Origin of the sequence: Hyphomicrobium sp. CS1BSMeth3, from assembly GCF_900117415.1 — a bacterium.
Classification (GTDB): domain Bacteria; phylum Pseudomonadota; class Alphaproteobacteria; order Rhizobiales; family Hyphomicrobiaceae.
This window is the reverse complement of record NZ_FPEI01000006.1, coordinates 2007435-2024194: the sequence shown is the minus strand read 5'-3', so window position 1 is coordinate 2024194 and position 16760 is coordinate 2007435. Positions and strand designations below refer to the sequence as shown.

The following is a 16760-nucleotide window of genomic DNA, read 5'->3' as shown; positions in this document are numbered from 1 at the left end:
CCCAGGCCTCCAAAACAAATGTGACACCACACTTGGAACCGCAAGCGGAGGCACTCAGTTCCCCGATTGGTGCCTAAGCGGATCAAGGAATTTATGATTGGGGTTCACGTTATGGTGATGCCGCCCAACTATCTTCTCGAATGGCTGGCGCCAAGCGTGGCCCTGGCAGCTCTTTCGCTTGTTTTCGCGGTGCTCTCGGCCGACGCCCAGGCGCCTTCCCGGACCGCGGCCGAAGCAGGAAACTGTGATGCCCCGAAGACGGCCCGGCCGGCCACGCCCACGGAAAGCGGCGCAGCCTCCGGCGTGAAGAATATGGGCGCTACCGGCTGGTCGGGCGGCGGGCTCGGGGGCTCGCATAATGAGACGTCGAACAGTGGGCCGTCACCGGATTCCCGCACGGCGCAGCCCGAGACGGCGAGCGGTCTCGACCCCACCAAATCGGATCAAAATCGGAACGACCGCGCCGACAGGTGCGAGGAAAAGTGAGCCCCCGATTGGCGGGTGTTCAGTCCGCGAGTTCGGCCCGCAGGACGCGCTTCAGGATCTTACCTGATGGATTGCGCGGGAGCTGCTCGCGGATGATCAGGTCCTTCGGGACCTTAAAGCCGGCGAGGTTCGCGCGGCAATGGGCGGTGAGCGTCGGCAGATCCAGTGCGGCACCTTCGTTGAGCACGACCACGGCGACCGGGCGTTCGCCCCACCGCTCATCCGGAAGGCCGATGACCGCCGCTTCGCGCACGCCGGGGAGCTGGTAGATGACGCGCTCGACCTCGGATGACGCGATGTTCTCGCCGCCCGAGATGATCATGTCCTTCTTGCGGTCCGTCAGATAGAGAAAGCCGTCCGCATCGATATGGCCGATGTCACCGCTGCGGAACCAGTCGCCAAAGAAGGAGGCGCGCGTCTTCTCCGGGTCTTTCCAGTAGCCACGCGTAATCTTAGGCCCGCGCAGGCAGATCTCGCCGCTCTCGCCCGCCGCGAGTGCGCGGCCCATCTCATCGCGGATCTCGACCTCGACATGCGCGAGCGCGCGGCCGACAGAGCCGATCTTCTCGATCTCGCACCCCGCCTCCATCATCGTGTCGCCGCTGCAGGATTCCGTTAGGCCGTACGCATCAACGTAACGGGCGTTCGTGAAGTACCCGCTGAAGGCGCGGATGCGCGGCTCGGGCGTACGCTCGCCGCCGCCAACGACCCACCTGATGCTCGAGACGTCGTGCTTCTCGCGTTCGGGATGCGCGAGGATCGAGCTCAGCATGACCGGCGCGAACCAGGCGCCCGTCAGTCGTTCCTGCTCGATCGAGCGAATAGCAGCAACGGGATCGAAGTCGCGATGAATGCAGAGCGCGCCACCGACCCACAGCACGGCCACGCCCGGCAGATCAAAGGCGCCGACGTGATAAAGCGGCCCGGTCACGAGCAGGCGATCCGCGGCTGTCAAGCCGAGCGCCACGACGTGGTCGGCGTTCTTCCAATAGAAATTGCCATAGGTGTGCATCACGCCCTTGGGGCGGTCCGTCGTGCCGGACGTGTACATCAGCCGGAACAGGTCATCCGGACCGGTGACGTGCATTGGCGCGGGGGCGGCGACGCCGGCTAGGCGCGTCGAGTCAGACTGCGCAGCCGTATCGACGAGCACGACGTTCGCGAGACCGGCGACCAGCCCGGCCAGCTCTTCATCGGCGAAAATGAGCTTCGCGCCGGCATGGCCGGTGATGTAGGCGACTTCCTCCGCAGCGAGCCGATAATTGACTGGCAGGAAGACCGCGCCGAGGTGGCTCGTCGCAAAGGCGAGCTCGATGAAGGCCGCGCTGTTCTTCATGACCACGGCAACGATGTCGCCGGCGCCGACGCCGCGAGCGGCCAGCAGACCTGCCGTCTTCTCGATCCGCGCCTGCAGGCTGGCATAACCAAGCCGCGTCTCGCCGTAGATGAGCGCGAGCGCGTCAGGTGTGCGCCGGGCGTGGAAGCGGATGAAGCTCGTCAGGTTCAGCATCGCACCGGCTCCGTGCACTCAGTACGACCGCGGCAGCCCCAGGTTCTGCCCGGCGATGAAGTTCAAAATCATCTCCTCCGAGATCGGGGCAAAGCGGAAGAGACGCGCATCCCGCCACAGGCGCTCGACGTGCATGTCCTTGGCAAAACCCATGCCGCCCATCGTCTGCATGGCCTGCTCGATGCCTGCAGACGCCGCCTGTGAGGCAATAAGCTTACCGACATTGGCCTCTGTGCCAAAGGGTTTGCCGGCATCGAACTGTGCCGCCGCTTTGAGATTCATGAGTCGTGCGCACTGCACTTCGGCCCAGTGCTGCGCGAGCGGGAACTGCAGGCCCTGGTAGCTCGCAATGGGCTTTCCGCCGAACACGCGGCGATCCTTGGCATAGTCGACCGCGAGACGGATCGCGAGATCGGCCGCGCCGACGAGACCGGCCGTCGTCACGATGCGCTCGGTGTTCAGCACGTCGAGCAGCTCGTACCAGCCGCCATCGAGCGTGCCGATGATCTCGCTCCCATCGACCTCGACATCATCGAAGAACACATTGCAGGCCGAAAGCGTATTCGTTCCGACCTTTTCGATCGGCGCATAGGTCAGGCCCTCGCGCGCGACGTCGATCATGAACATAGTCAGGCCGTGCGTGCGCTTCGGCGAAGCCTCGACCTTCGTCGTGCGCGCAATGACGAGCATCTTCTGCGCCGACTCGACGCCGGTGATCCAGATCTTTCGGCCCGAGAGTCGCCAACCGTTGCCAGCGCGTGTCGCGAACGTCTTGATCTCGAGACTGTTGGAGCCGGCATCGGGCTCAGTGAGTGCCATGCAGCAGTTGATCTCACCCGAGATGATCTTTGGCAGCAGCTCGCGGCGCATGGCCTCGCTGCCGAAGCGCGAAATCGAGACGCCGCCGAAAATCGGATTGATCATGAAGAGCTGGCCGACCGTGCAGCCACCACCTGCAGCCGCCAGTTGCTCGATGATCAGCGCCATCTCGACCATGCCGAGGCCGCTGCCACCATGTTCTTCGGGCAGCGCCACGCCGCAGAGACCTGCGTCGCAGACCGCGCGCCAGAACTCCTGCGGAAAGGCCTTCCGTGCATCGTGATCGCGCCAGTAGTCGAGGCCGAAGTGCTCGCCCACTTTGCGCGCACTCTCCGCGATCATTTTCTGTTCGTCGGTCAGATCGAAATCCATGGCACTTTCCGTTCGGCTCAGCCGGCAAGCAGATGCAGCGGCTCTTCCAGAAGCGCTGCAATGCGGTCCAGCAGCTCGGCTGCGAATGCGTGATCGGTGGTGGCGTCGTGGACGAGCGCCAAGGTCATCTCGTGCGTAGTGTCGCCGCCACGGACCGTGCGGACACCGCCGACGCCGAGCGCCATGCGCCAGCCCTGCGGGAGCGCAGGGACGAGCTGACGGACCCTGCCTTCGATCATGTAAATGGCGACATCGCCGCGCGTGCTGTCCGTCTGGAGATGCGACATGCGTGCGGCGATGGCAGACAGAGTATCGCGCGCCGTCCCATCGAGCGTTGCGAGGCCATCGGCCCCCGGGAAGCCCAACCGGACGGGGGTCTCACCGTCGGCATGAAGGGCCTTGATGCACGCGAGCGCGAGGTAGACGCGGCGCTCGAAGGGCCGATCCCGCGATCCCGCGAGACGCGCATCGAGCGCGCGCAGAGCGCTGACATCCACATCCGCGACCACGAACGAAAGGGCTGCGGCTGGGGCCGCCATCGGTGCGGCGCGTTGCATGGCTATCGGAGCAGGCGCAATGCTCTGCGCCGCGGCCTTGGCCTCCAAGGCCTGCAGCACATCGGCCGCCTTGATCCTTCCGCGAGGACCGGAGCCAGCAAGATTGCTGAGATCGAGCGAACCCTCGCGCGCCAGACGCCGTGCGTACGGAGTCGCAATGATGCGGCTGTCATCTCTCGCCGGCGCGGCGACAAATTGCGCCGCCGGAGCGGGCTCTGCGACGGGCGCCACGGCCTCGACTTCAAGCCTTCCAGCTTGTGCCGTTGCTTCATCGAGCCGCCAGCGCGCAATCGGCGTGCCGACGGGAACAACTTCGCCTTCGGACGAAAGCAGCGTCACCAGCTCGCCGGCCGATGGCGCCTCCACCTCGTTCGCGATCTTGTCGGTCTCGATCACGACGACGGCGTCGCCTGCTGCAAAGCGCGCACCCGGCGCCACGAGCCAGTGCGCGACGGTGCCCTCGGTCATGGTGAGACCGAGCTTCGGCATCAACAGGTCGACGACCTCAGCCATGGTTCAACGGCCGGTGAATTTCGGTGCGCGCTTCTCGAGGAATGCACCACAGCCTTCCTTGGAGTCCGCAGTGTCGAGCACGAGGCCGATCATGGCCTGCTCGTGCGCGAGTGCCGCCGAGAGCGGCATCTCCCCGCCGCTGTTGAGCGTCCGCTTCAAGAGCTTCAGCACGAGCGGTGACTTCGAGGCCATCTTCGCCGCCATCTCGCGCGCGGCCGCCATCACGTCCGCCTTCGGCACGACCTTGTTGGCAAGGCCGATCGCGACGGCTTCCTGCGCCGAGATCTGCTCGCCCGTGAACATGATCTCCTTGGCGCGGCAGAGCGGGACCTGCCGGATGATGCGCTGCGTGCCGCCGGCACCGGGAAAAAGTCCGAGCGTGATCTCGGGGAGGCCGAGCCGCGCCGTATCCGCAAGAATGCGGATGTCGGTCGCGAGAATGAGCTCCGTGCCGCCGCCGAGTGCGTAGCCGTTGACCGCCGCGATCGTCGGTTTGTCGCACAACTCGATTTTGCGGAAGACGCGATGCACGACCTCGCCGAATTCCTCATAGTGGCGCAGGCCGTCGCGTGACTTGAGATCGGCGATGTCGCCGCCGGCGACGAAAGCGCGATCGCCCGCACCCGTGATGATGATCACCTGCACCGCCGGATCGGCCTCGATTTTGGCCCATGCCGCTTCGAGCACCAGCAGGGTCGGGATGTCGAGGGCGTTGAGCGTCTTCGGTCGGTTGATCGTGACGACGGCAATGCCGTCCGCAATCTCGGTGAGGATCACATCGGTGGTCATGGGCGTTCCTCGGTTCTGTTATGCGAGCGTCCGGCGCACGGCATCGGCAATGCGCGTGGCATCCGGGCGGTAGCGCGCCTCGAGCTCTTTCGCGAAGGGGACGGGCATGAAGGGTGCGCCGACGCGAACGATCGGGCCGTCTAACTCGTCGAAGCCGATGTCGGCCATGCGCGCGGCGATCTCGGCGCCGATGCCGAAAGCTTCGACGGCCTCGTGGGCGATCACGAGGCGGTGCGTGCGCGCGAGCGAGGCGAGCACGGCGGTCTCGTCCCAAGGCTGGAGCGAGCGCAGGTCGACGACTTCAGCCTCGATGCCGTCCTTTGCCAGCGCGCTGGCGGCCGCAAGAGAAACATCGCGCATGGCGCCGTAGGTCACGATCGTCGCATCGCGGCCAGGGCGCGCAATGTCCGCCTTGCCAATCGTTACATTCGGCATTGACTCGGGCAGCTCGCCCTTCACGGCATAGAGGCTCTTGTTCTCGACGACGATGACGGGATCCGGGTCAGCGATCGCAGCGCGCGTCAGCGCGTAGGCATCGGCGACCGTCGCCGGGCAGACCACCTTGAGGCCTGGTACGTGCGCGAGCCAGGCTTCAAGGCACTGCGAGTGCTGCGGGCCGGCATTGATGCCGCCGCCGTGCGGCAGGCGCACGACCATCGGCAGTGCATACTGCCCGCCGAACATGAAGCGTGCCTTCGCCGCCTGATTGACGAGCGCGTCCATGGAGAGCGTCACGAAATCCATGAACATGATCTCGACGACGGGCTTCAGGCCGCTCATGGCTGCACCGACGGCCGCGCCGACGATGGCCGCTTCCGAGATCGGCGTATCGCGCACGCGCTCGGCGCCGAAGCGATCGAGCAGGCCGCGTGTCACGCCAAAGGGGCCGCCGGGCGCGGCGACATCCTCGCCGAAGAGGACGACGCTCTCATCGGCCGCCATGGCATCGGCGAGCGCGCGGTTGATGGCCTGGCCGAAGCGGACTTCGCTCATGGCCGAGCTTCCGTATTGGCATACACATCGCGGAGTGCGGCGTCGAAAGTCGGGGCCGCGCCGGCTCGCGCGCGCGCCACTGCAGCATCGACGCGCGCAATAGCATCGCGTTCCGCGGACTTGATATCCGCTGCCGGCACGCCATCTGCTGCAAGCCGCCGCTCGAGGCGTCCGATCGGATCGTCCTCGCTGCGCGCGGCATCGACCGCATCGCGGTACTTCTGCGGATCGCCCTCGAAGTGACCGCGTACGCGCGTCGTACGGCATTCGAGGAAACGCGGGCCTCCAGCGCTGCGGATCTCAGAGACGAGCGCGCGCGCAGCATCATGCACCGCAATGACGTCGTTCCCATCAATCGAGCGCGCGATGATCTTATGGCTTTCAGCCAGCGCAGTCGGTGTTGCTGCAAGTTGCCGCGCTGTCGGAGAGAACTCCGACCAGCCATTGTTCTCGCACACGAACAGCACCGGCAGGCGCCAGATGGACGCGAGATTGAAGCTCTCGTGCATAACGCCCTCGGCAAGCGCACCGTCACCGAAGAAGACGGCCGCCACGGCGCCGCTCTTTTTCACCTGATGGGCAAGGGCACTCCCGACGGCGATCGGCAATCCGGCGCCGACAATGCCATTCGCGCCCAGCATACCGACGGCCGCATCGGCAACATGCATGGAGCCGCCGCGGCCTTTGCACATGCCCTCGGCCTTGCCCATGATCTCGAGGAAGAAGCGTTCGAGGTCGAGGCCCTTGGCCAGCGCGTGCCCGTGGCCGCGATGGTTGGAGGCAAGCGTATCGGCGGGCCCGAGCGCCGCGCAGACGCCGGCCGCCACGCCTTCCTGGCCGACGGAGAGATGAATGAAGCCCGGCACCTCGCCATCCGCGAAGAGCTGGGCAAGGCGCAGCTCCGCCTCGCGGATCAGCCGCATCGTCCGCAACAGGTCGAGGGGTGCAACGCTGTCCGCCGCGGTCAAGCAGAGATCCTCCAGCCGTTTGGGACGAAAGCTCGGCTATTCTCGGCAGGGAAGGTTCGTGGTGTCAAGAAGAATGAATGATGAGCCATGATTCGTATTTGTTGACGGGCGACGCGCTGGCGCGCTAGTCTTCGAGGCAACGAGGTCGGCGATGCTCGAGAAGAAGACGCCTGAGGGGTCTGATGCGAACGGCGAGGCAGCGCCCGGCCGCAGGCGTCGTGCCGACCGTGCAATAGAGACGCGCCGCAAGTTGATCGATGCCGCGGCGGAGGTCGTGGGGGCCGAGGGTTACGCCAACGCCTCGGTCGCCAAGATCACGGCCCGCGCCAAGATCGCGCAAGGCACGTTCTACAACTATTTCGCCTCGCAGCAGGACCTGTTCGACCACCTCTTGCCCGAGCTCGGCACCGAGCTCCTCGGCTTCATCCGTGCGCGTACAGCGCAGGAGGAAGGGAGCTTCGCGCGGGAGGAGATCGGTTTTCGCGCCTTCTTTGATTTTCTCGCGGAGCGGCCCGCCTTCTACCGCATCTTGAATGAGGCCGAGACTTTCGCGCCGAAGGCCTATCACGATCACATGCGGAACATGGCCGAGGGCTACATGCGCGCGCTCTCGCGCAGCCACGCCAAGGGGGAGCTGCCCGGCTTCGAGCGGCGCGAGCTCGAAGTGATCATCTACACCATGCTCGCGGCGCGCAACTATCTCAGCTACCGCTATCTGTTCCGCGATGGCCGCTCGCGCCGCCTGCCCGCGTGGGTCGACCGCGCCTACATGAAGCTGATGACCGGCGGCATGGTGTACGGCGGGACGACGGACCGTCCGCGCCGCGCCCGCCGCAGCACACCATCTGCGGAGAGCGCCGTCATCGGCGACGCCGCCCATTTCCGGCTCGAGCCGGCAGAGCCGGGCGAGACGCGCATCGATCTCGAGGTGACGGACGCGTGCCTTGGTGCGGACGGTGCCATCCGCCGGGGCATTCTGTTGAAGCTCATCGAGGCTGCCGCGACGGCCGCGGCCTCCGAAATTTCCGCAACCCCACCGCGTCTTCTGAGCCTGTCGACGGCCTTTCCGAATGCCGCCGGTGACGAGGATCTCACGGCCATAGCGCGGGCGCAGGGGAGCGGAGGCGCCATCCATGTGAGCGTAGAAGTCCGTGCCGCGAACGGGAGCGCGCGGCCGGTTGCCACGGCCCAGTGCGTCTACGAGGCCGAGCGTCGCGCGACAATGGAAGATGAATCGTGACTCGGGAATCATCTTGACGTTTATCTGCCGCCTGAAGCACACTCAGGCCAACAACAAGACCGTCCCGTCCGGTCAAGCGGTTTGACAAATTATGCAGGAGGAACACCCATGGCCCGCAAGCGTGTCGATCTCGACCGCCGCACCGTCCTGAAGGGCGCGGCAGCCGGAGCTGCAGCAACAATTTTCGCGCCCAATATCGTCGCGGCACAGAGCAAGGTCGTCCGCATTGGTATGCCGACGATCCTCTCGGGCCGCGTTGCGCAGCTCGGCACGTCGTCGCGCAATGCCGTGCAGATGGAAGTCGAGAAGATCAACGCGGCGGGAGGTCTCGCCGGTCGTCAGATCGAGATGGTCATTCGCGACTCGAAGGGCCAGCCGCAGGAAGCCGCGCGCGTATCCCGCGAGCTCGTGAACAGCGATGGCTGCGAGATCTTGCTCGATGCCGAGGCGTCATCCGGCTCGTTCGCCGTGCAGGAAGTGGCGAAGGACCTCGGCGTGCTCGTGATGCACACCAACTCGGAGACGTCCTCGCTCACGGCCGATCCGAAGATCCGCATTCCGCTCGCGTTCCGCTCGTGCCGTCAGGGCATCCACGATGCCGTCGCGAGCGGCGCTTATGCGGCCGAGATCGCCAAGGCCAAGAAGCTCAATCGCTGGGGCACGTGCTCGCCGGACTATGCCTACGGTCGCGACAACACGCAGCTCTTCGTCGAGTACCTCAAGCACTTCTATCCGCAGGCCGAGGTGACGACCGAAGCCTGGCCCAAGCTCTTCCAGCCGGACTATACCGAGGTCATCACCCGCGTGCTTCAGAGCAAGCCGCAGGCGCTCTACTCGGCGCTCTGGGGCGGCGACCTGACCTCGTGGGTCGATCAGGCGAACATCTATGCGCTCTTCTCGCAGATGGAAGTGTTCGCGATCAACATGGCGGACTACACGGCCCTGACGGCCGTCAAAAACCTTCCCAAGGGCATCCACTCCGCCACGCGGTACATCAAGACGTACCCGGCCACGAAGGCGAATGCCGAGTGGGGTGACGCCTATCGCGCGCGCTTCAAGGAGTATCCGACGAACTGGTCGTGGGAGAACTGGGTCGGCATCAACTTCATTGCCGAAGCCGCGAAGAAGGCGAACTCCGCAGATGGCAAGAAGATCGCCGAGGCCATGCGCGGTCTGAAGATCGATTGCCCGTTCGGCACCGACGGCACCGTCACCATGCGTGCCGACGATCAGACCGTGATCGGCTATGCCATCGGCTGGGGCACGACGATCCCGCAGGAGCCGTATGTTCCCGAGGTCAAAGGTGCGACCTGGGATACGATCCTCCAGCTCGAGGCCGAGTGGAAGAAGCGCAACAACTACACCTGAGCTGCGTTCGATCCGAGTTACCTTCGCAGGGCCGAGGCAATCACCTTGGCCCTGCGAGCGATTTAGATCAGTCCACCATCCGAGGTGACGCTTGAATCTCGCCGCCCTCACGGATTGCCTGACGTCCGCCTCCTGCCTTGTCACCCAGACGACGAGCGGCCTCATCATCGGGATGCTGCTGTTTCTCGTGGCAGCCGGGCTCACCCTCATCTTCGGCGTGCTCAAGGTCGTCAACTTCACGCACGGCTCGTTCTACATGCTCGGCGCGTACCTCGCGCTCACCGTCAACGGGCTGACCGACAGCTACTTCCTGGCAGTTCTGGCCGCAGCGGCTGGCGTCGGGCTGTTCGCGCTGGTGTTCGAGCGCTTCTTCATGAGCAAGGTGTACGGCTCGAACGTGCTCATGCAGCTCCTCGTCTGCTACGCCTTCATCCTGATTCTCGACGATGCCGTGAAGATCATCTGGGGGCCCGAATTCAAGTCCATGGGCATGGCCACCGTCTTTCAGAAGCCGCCGCTCTTCATTGCCGGCGGCATCGTGCCTGTCTTCTATCTCTTCCTCATCATCGTCACGCTCATCCTCTCGCTCGTGCTCTGGCTGATCATCACCCGCACGAAGTTCGGCACGGTTGTGCGCGCCGCGGCAGTCAATCCAAGCATGGTGTCGGCGCTGGGCATCAATACTGGGCTCGTCTACAGCGGCGTGTTCGTTCTCGGCGGTATGCTCGCGGGTCTTGCGGGCGGCCTTGCGGCACCGGTGCGATCCTTGACGGCGGGCATGGGCTTCTCGATCCTCATTGAGTCCTTCATCGTCACCGTCATCGGCGGCATGGGCTCCATCGCCGGCGCGCTGCTCGGCTCCATCATGATCGGCCTCGTGCGCTCCTTTGGCTCGATCGGCTTCCCCCTGTTCGTCGAGGGCCTGATGTTCCTGCTGATGGCCATCATCCTCATCCTCAAGCCGAGCGGCCTGCTCGGCAAGGAGGGTTGAGATCATGATGGCTACGCGTCCCAATCTCGTCCGCGATGTCGCGATCGCGGCCGTCGCTCTGATCATCCTGCTTCTGCTGCCCTACGTGTGGCCGAGCAAGATGGTCAACGATCTCATCATCCGCGTCTCGGCCTTCGCGCTGTTCGCGACGTCGCTCAATCTGCTCGTCGGCTATACGGGCATGGTCTCGTTCGGCCATGGCATGTTCTTCGGCTTCGGCGCCTACGCCTTCGGCCTTTCCATGCAGAGGCTCGGCGTTTCGATCCCTATGGCCTTCCTCATCACTGTCGTCTCGAGTGCCCTGCTCGGCCTCGTCGTCGGCGCCATCAGCATCCGGCTGAAGGACATCTACTTCTCCTTTATCACGCTCGCCTTCCAGATGCTGCTCTACAGCACCGTGATCGCGTGGGTTCCGCTGACGGGTGGCGATCAAGGTCTCATGGGCGGCATCCCGCGTCCGCCGTTCCTGGGTATCGATCTATCCATTGAAGCGCACCGCTACGCCTTCGCCGTCACGATCATGGTCATAGGTCTTCTGATCCTGCGCCAGATCGTCGAGTCGCCATTCGGCTACACGCTCCGCATGATCCGCGACAATAGCGAGCGCGCCACCTTCCTCGGCATCAATGTCTTCCGTGCCAAGCTCACGGCCTTCGTGATTGCCGGCGTGTTCGGCGCGATCGGCGGCATGGTCATGGCGCTCTTCGTCTCGGGCGCCTACCCGGAGTTCGTGAACTGGACGATGTCGGGCGAGGGCATCTTCATGATCATGCTCGGCGGACTTTCGACGTTCGTCGGTCCGGCGGCCGGCGCGCTGATCTTGTCGCTGCTGAATGACGTGATCACGCGCGGCACCGAGCATCACGGCCTGTTCCTCGGCGCCGTCATTCTTCTGTTCGCGCTGGGGCTGCGCAAGGGCGTGACGGACTTCGTCGCGGATTGGTTCCGCCTGCGCCGCGAGGCCAGCAGCAGGAGCGGGAGCTGACGCCATGCTCGAAGTCAAAGGTCTGTTCAAATCCTTCGGCGGCGTTGCTGCCATCTCCGACGTCAACATCGACTTCCCGACGGGCTCGCTCACGGCGATCATCGGTCCGAACGGCGCCGGAAAGAGCACGTTCTTCAATCTCATCAGCGGCGGCCTCACGCCGGATGCGGGATCAGTGACCTTCAACGGCACGAACCTCGTCGGCCGCTCGCGGGCGCAGATCATCGATGCCGGTATCGGCCGCGCCTTCCAGGTCGCGCGCATCTTCCCGACGCTCACGGTGGAGGAGAGCCTGCTCGGCGCCGTTACTGCCCATCGCCGCCGCGCCCAGAATATCACCCATCGCTTTCCGCTGCCCGAGATGCGTGATCGTATGCTTGAGGTCGCCGACATGCTGGGCCTCACCGAGAAGCTCGGTGTGACCTCGGCCAATCTCTCGCACGGCGATCAGAAACTCCTCGACATCGCGCTCGCGCTCGTGCTCGACCCCAAAGTCCTCCTGCTCGACGAGCCGACGGCCGGCATGGGGCCCGACGAGCGCTGGCGCATGATCGAGCGCGTGCATGAACTCTGGGAGTGCGAGAAGCTCACGCTGATCTTCATCGAGCACGACATGGACATCGTCTTCAAGATTGCGCCGAAGATCTCCGTCCTCTGCTACGGACGCCTGCTCGCCGAGGGCACGCCCGACCAGATCCGCACCAATCCCGCGGTGATCGAGGCTTACCTCGGCACGAGCCACGAGGAGGCGGCAGTATGAGTACGTCGCCGATCGTCCGCGTCGCAGGTCTCGATGTCTTTTACGGCAAGAGCCAGATCCTCTTCGATGTCGGGCTGGAGCTGAAGCAAGGGCAGACGCTCGCGCTCCTCGGCCGCAATGGCGCCGGCAAGAGCGCGACTATGAAGGCCATTGCCGGCGTCGCGCCACCGCGTCGCGGCACGGTCGAGGTTGCCGGCACGAATGTGGCCGGTCGCCCGCCCCATGTCATCGCGCGCACTGGTATCGGCTTCGTACCCGAGGATCGCCAGATCTTCCCCGAGCATACTGTCGAGGAAAACCTCGAGATCGGCGCCAAGAAGGGCCCCAATGGCCAGGACGAGTGGTCATTGAAGCGCGTATTCGAAGTTTTCCCCCTACTAGAGCCGCTGCGTTATCGTATGGGCGGTCGGCTCTCTGGCGGCGAGCAGCAGATGCTTGCCATTGCGCGCACGCTGATGGGTAATCCGGTCGTGCTGCTGCTCGACGAGCCGAGCGAGGGGCTTGCGCCCATCGTCGTCGCGCGTATTGGCGAGCTGCTGAAGACGCTGCGCAAGACGGGCGCGACGACGCTGATTGCCGAGCAGAATATGCACTTCTGCCTCGGCGTCGCGGATGATGCGGTGGTGATCGACAAAGGCGCGATCGTCTATCGCGATACCATTTCCGGCCTCAAGGCCAACGAGGAGGTCCGGCGGCGCTATCTCGCCATGTGACGGCGCGGCGCCAGGGCCCGAAAGAGAGCCCACCAGCGAGGAGGATGCCATGACGACGCTGGCCACGCATATTGCCCGCTTCACGTCTGCGCTCGACGCCAAGACCATGCCGCCCGAGGTGGTCGAAAAGGCGCGGGCCTGTCTGCTCAATGCCTATGGCATGGGCCTCGACTGCCACGATACGCCCTATGCACCCGTCGCGCGCACGGCAGCTCTGGCCCTCGATGGTGAGGTGCCGAACGGCGCGACCATGCTCGCGGATGGACGTCGCACGACAGTCGGCGGCGCCTGCCTCGCCAATGCTGCGCTGTTCCACGGCCGTGCCCAGGAGGATTCTTCGGGCGCCGCGCATTTCGGCACCATTCTCGTGCCGCTGCTCACTGCGATGATCGAGACGCGCCGCGCCTCGCTCTCCGAGATGATCCCCGCGCTCGTCGCCGGCTACGAAGCCGGTGGCCTCCTCGAGAAGGCCTTTGCCATCAACACGACGCCCGGCGGTTTCCGCTCGACAGCCACATACGGTGTCGTCGCGGCCGCGGCGGCCACGAGCCGCCTCCTGCGCCTCGATGCCGAGCGCACGGCGGCAGCCCTCGGCAATGCCGTGTCCTTCACGGGTGGCGTGTTGCAGTCCTTCGTCGACGGCACGGACGAATGGCGCTACCAGCCGGGCCTCATCGGGCGGAACGGTCTCGCCGCTGCGGAGCTGGCGCGTGCCGGCTCGGTCTCGGCGCCTCACGCACTCGAAGGCAAGGCCGGTCTCGTGCGTGCGTTCGGCCGCACGGAGCCGGATGTCGCTGCGCTCGCGGGATCGCTCGGCAAGGAGTGGTTCATCCATCGCGTGACCTTCAAGCCCTTCCCGGTCTGCGCCTTCAACCAGACGCCCGTGATGGGCGCGCTGGAGCTGCGCAAGGAGCTCGGCGCCGCCAAGATCGAGTCCGTCAAAGTGCGCATGAACCCCTACGAGTGCGGCTATGCGGGCATGGATGCTGCCGGCCCCTTCAGCACCATCTCCGGCACGCTGATGAGCATCCCCTTCTGCATTGCTTCGACGCTGCTGCACGGCATCCCGGACATGAAGCGCATGACGACGTACGACGATCCGGCCGTGAACGGCCTCGTCGGGCGTATCGCCCTCGTTGCCGATGCGGGCGTGCCGATCCTGAGTGCCATCATCGAGGTCGAGACCGAGGACGGCCGCCGCCTCGTGCGCGACCAGCGCATGACGACCGAAGACTACAACTACGATCGGGCCGGCGTTTCGAGCCTCGTGCGCCGGATCGGTGTCGAGCAGGGCGTACCATCGCAGGCTTTCGATATGCTGGAGCGGTTCGTCGATCGCCTGCCCGATGGCACGATCGAGGATGTGCTCGGCGCCTTCCGTCTGCTCGAGCCGCGGCGCAAGGCCGCCTGAGGCGCAGCGGCCGCTCAGGAGTTACGTGGAATGTCCGACGTCAAGTGCGAGGCCTTTACCCTCGGAGGGCTGTTGCGCGCCGCCGCAGAGCGTCACGGCGCGCGCACGTTCCTTGAGTTCCCGGACGGCACGCAGACCTACACCGAGGCCGATGCGCGCGCCAACCGCACCGCCAATGGTCTTGTGTCGCTCGGCGCCGCCAAGGACAGCAAGATCGCGATCATGGCCATGAATGGCCCAGGCTTCATCGATGCCTGGCTCGGGGCCGCGCGCACGGGCGCGGTCTATGTCCCGATCAATACCGACTACAAGGGCGACATCCTCCGCTATCAGCTCGGCAAGGCGGACGTGTCGCATATCGTCATCGATCCGGCGTTCCTCGAGCGGCTGGAGGCTGTTGCTACGGATCTGCCGCGGCTCCGTCACGTCATTCTCACGGCGCCGATACCCGGCGCGCCGCGCTCGCTCGGAACTGGCGTGGCGATCTCGACGCTCGCCGATGTCATGAGTGCACCCGATCGCGATCCCGGTATCGAGATCGCACCTTCGGATCCGCTCGCGATCAGCTTTACGTCCGGCACCACCGGGCCGTCGAAAGGTGTGCTCGCAAGCCACGCGCATGTCATTACCTTCGCGCGCGACTGGATCATGTCGACCGACTACGCTGCGGGCCAGTCGATCTACACCTGCATGCCGCTGTTCCACGCCGTGGCTTCCTGGCTCGGCGTCGTCCCCGCGATCATCAACAGCGGACGCATTGCCATCGTGCCGCGCTTCTCGGCCTCGGGCTTCTGGGACGACGTGCGCAAGTACAAGGCTGACGTCGCGCACGGCATTTTCTCCATGGTGCCGATCCTGCTGAAGCAGCCGCCGCGTCCCGATGATGCCGACCAGCCGGCGCGCCGCTTCTATTTCGCCAAGGTCAATGACGAGTTCGAGCGCCGCTTCAACTGCAAGATCGTCGAGGTGTACGGCGCCACTGAAACAGGCATCGTCACGGTGACGCCACCGGGCGGTGAGCGCCGCAAGGACTCCTGCGGCAAGCCGAACACGGCGACGTTCGACGTCATGATCGCCAACGCGCGCGATGAGCCAGTGCCCGTCGGCGAGGTGGGCGAGATCCTGGTTCGCCCCAGGCGGCCCTATGCCATGCTCTCGGCCTACTACAACAGTCCCGAGGCGACCCTCGAAGCCTACCGGAACTTCTGGTTCCACACGGGCGACAACGCGCGCGCGGACGCCGACGGCTACTACTACTTCGTCGATCGCAAGAAGGATTCAATCCGCCGCCGCGGCGAGAACATCTCGTCATCGGAGGTCGAGGCGACACTCAATCGCCACCCGGCTATCCTCGAATGCGCCGTCATCGCGGCGCCCTCCGAACTCGGCGAGGACGAGGTCCAGGCGGTCGTCGTTCTCCGCGAGGGGGCGCAGGCGACGGCGGACGAGCTCTGGGCTTTCTGCGATGAGCACATGCCGCGCTTCTGGGTGCCGCGCTATATCGAGTTTCGGCGCGAGATGCCCAAGACGCCAAGCCAGAAAATCCAGAAGTACCTGCTGCGCGCCGGCGAGGGCCAGGGCGAGGTCTTCGAGCGTGCAGCGAGTGGAAGGCGCACGACATGAGCCAACAGACCATCAAAGTCTACTCGGACTACAAGAGCCCTTATGCCTATCTCGCGAAGGATCTCGTCTATGATCTCGAGCGCGAGACTGGCGTCCACGTTGACTGGCTCCCTTACACGCTCGACATCCCGGCTTATCTCGGCAGCGCCAAGCTCGATGCGGGTGGAGGCGTCGCCGAGGAAAGCCGCAATGCGCATCAGTGGCGGCGCGTGAAATACAGCTACATGGACTGCCGCCGCGAGGCGAACCGGCGTGGATTGACCATCCGCGGCACGCAGAAGATCTGGGACTCCTCGCTCGCCAATATCGGGATGCTCTACGCCAAGGAGCGCGGCCTGTTCCGCTGCTACCACGATCGCGTGTTCGAGCGCTTCTGGAAGCGCGAGCTCGACATCGAAAACGTGTCCGTGCTGGCAGCACTGCTCGCCGAATGCGGCGCCGATGCTTCGGACTTTCCTGCTTATGCCGAGGGCGAAGGCCGTAGGCTCCTTGCTCAGGTTCAGACCGAAGCCGAGGCTGCGGGTGTCTTCGGCGTCACGAGCTTCCTGCTCGAGGACGGCGATCTCTACTGGGGTCGCGAGCACATTCCCCACATCATTGAGAAGCTGCGCGCCGGATAGGCAGCGCACCTCTGGCACCTGACTTCGCCGAAGCCGCAGGCG

The 16760-nt window shown here is 65.0% G+C and carries 16 protein-coding genes; 10 read left to right on the top strand and 6 right to left on the bottom strand.

Features of this window, described 5'->3' with window-relative positions; genetic code table 11:
- The first annotated feature begins 111 nt into the window (after positions 1–111).
- Positions 112–486: a hypothetical protein gene (locus CS1BSM3_RS24445; protein ID WP_072392162.1), complete on the top strand. Its 375-nt coding sequence runs from the start codon at positions 112–114 to the stop codon at positions 484–486.
- Between the two features lie 19 nt (positions 487–505).
- Here CS1BSM3_RS24445 and CS1BSM3_RS24440 read toward each other — a convergent pair whose 3' ends face one another.
- The 6 genes from CS1BSM3_RS24440 to CS1BSM3_RS24415 are packed head-to-tail and all read right to left on the bottom strand — an operon-like array spanning position 506 to position 7007.
- Entirely contained in the window at positions 506–1996 is a 1491-nt protein-coding gene (locus CS1BSM3_RS24440) for an AMP-binding protein (RefSeq protein ID WP_072392159.1), read from the bottom strand.
- 18 nt (positions 1997–2014) lie between these two features.
- On the bottom strand, positions 2015–3187 hold the full coding sequence (locus tag CS1BSM3_RS24435; RefSeq protein ID WP_072392156.1) for an acyl-CoA dehydrogenase family protein: 1173 nt from the start codon (positions 3185–3187) through the stop codon (positions 2015–2017).
- A 17-nt stretch (positions 3188–3204) separates the two neighbouring features.
- A complete protein-coding gene (locus CS1BSM3_RS24430) occupies positions 3205–4257 on the bottom strand; it encodes a biotin/lipoyl-containing protein (RefSeq protein WP_072392153.1) in 1053 nt (350 codons plus the stop codon).
- Between the two features lie 3 nt (positions 4258–4260).
- Positions 4261–5046 (bottom strand): enoyl-CoA hydratase/isomerase family protein, encoded by a 786-nt coding sequence (locus CS1BSM3_RS24425; RefSeq protein WP_072392150.1) that lies wholly within the window; start codon positions 5044–5046, stop codon positions 4261–4263.
- Between the two features lie 18 nt (positions 5047–5064).
- Positions 5065–6039, bottom strand: coding sequence for an alpha-ketoacid dehydrogenase subunit beta (locus CS1BSM3_RS24420; RefSeq protein WP_072392147.1), 975 nt, complete (start codon positions 6037–6039; stop codon positions 5065–5067).
- On the bottom strand, positions 6036–7007 hold the full coding sequence (locus CS1BSM3_RS24415; protein ID WP_210188828.1) for a thiamine pyrophosphate-dependent dehydrogenase E1 component subunit alpha: 972 nt from the start codon (positions 7005–7007) through the stop codon (positions 6036–6038). Before CS1BSM3_RS24415 ends, CS1BSM3_RS24420 begins: the two co-directional genes overlap by 4 nt.
- Positions 7008–7158: 151 nt before the next feature.
- Here CS1BSM3_RS24415 and CS1BSM3_RS24410 point away from each other — a divergent pair, with 151 nt between their 5' ends.
- The 9 genes from CS1BSM3_RS24410 (at position 7159) to CS1BSM3_RS24370 (ending at position 16718) form a co-directional block, all read left to right on the top strand.
- Complete coding sequence (locus CS1BSM3_RS24410; protein WP_072392144.1) at positions 7159–8247, top strand: TetR/AcrR family transcriptional regulator; 1089 nt, start codon at positions 7159–7161, stop codon at positions 8245–8247.
- Positions 8248–8355: 108 nt separating this feature from the next.
- Complete coding sequence (locus tag CS1BSM3_RS24405; RefSeq protein ID WP_072392141.1) at positions 8356–9615, top strand: ABC transporter substrate-binding protein; 1260 nt, start codon at positions 8356–8358, stop codon at positions 9613–9615.
- A gap of 91 nt (positions 9616–9706) precedes the next feature.
- Positions 9707–10606, top strand: a complete 900-nt coding sequence (locus CS1BSM3_RS24400; protein ID WP_072392138.1) for a branched-chain amino acid ABC transporter permease — start codon at positions 9707–9709, stop codon at positions 10604–10606.
- Between the two features lie 4 nt (positions 10607–10610).
- Positions 10611–11591, top strand: coding sequence for a branched-chain amino acid ABC transporter permease (locus CS1BSM3_RS24395; protein ID WP_210188827.1), 981 nt, complete (start codon positions 10611–10613; stop codon positions 11589–11591).
- A gap of 4 nt (positions 11592–11595) precedes the next feature.
- Complete coding sequence (locus CS1BSM3_RS24390) at positions 11596–12351, top strand: ABC transporter ATP-binding protein (RefSeq protein WP_072392135.1); 756 nt, start codon at positions 11596–11598, stop codon at positions 12349–12351.
- Complete coding sequence (locus CS1BSM3_RS24385) at positions 12348–13064, top strand: ABC transporter ATP-binding protein (protein WP_072392132.1); 717 nt, start codon at positions 12348–12350, stop codon at positions 13062–13064. Before CS1BSM3_RS24390 ends, CS1BSM3_RS24385 begins: the two co-directional genes overlap by 4 nt.
- A gap of 49 nt (positions 13065–13113) precedes the next feature.
- On the top strand, positions 13114–14475 hold the full coding sequence (locus CS1BSM3_RS24380) for an MmgE/PrpD family protein (RefSeq protein ID WP_072392129.1): 1362 nt from the start codon (positions 13114–13116) through the stop codon (positions 14473–14475).
- 30 nt (positions 14476–14505) lie between these two features.
- Positions 14506–16098, top strand: coding sequence for an AMP-binding protein (locus CS1BSM3_RS24375; RefSeq protein ID WP_072392126.1), 1593 nt, complete (start codon positions 14506–14508; stop codon positions 16096–16098).
- Entirely contained in the window at positions 16095–16718 is a 624-nt protein-coding gene (locus CS1BSM3_RS24370; protein ID WP_072392123.1) for a DsbA family protein, read from the top strand. The genes CS1BSM3_RS24375 and CS1BSM3_RS24370 overlap by 4 nt, the downstream gene beginning before the upstream one ends.
- Positions 16719–16760: the final 42 nt, after the last annotated feature.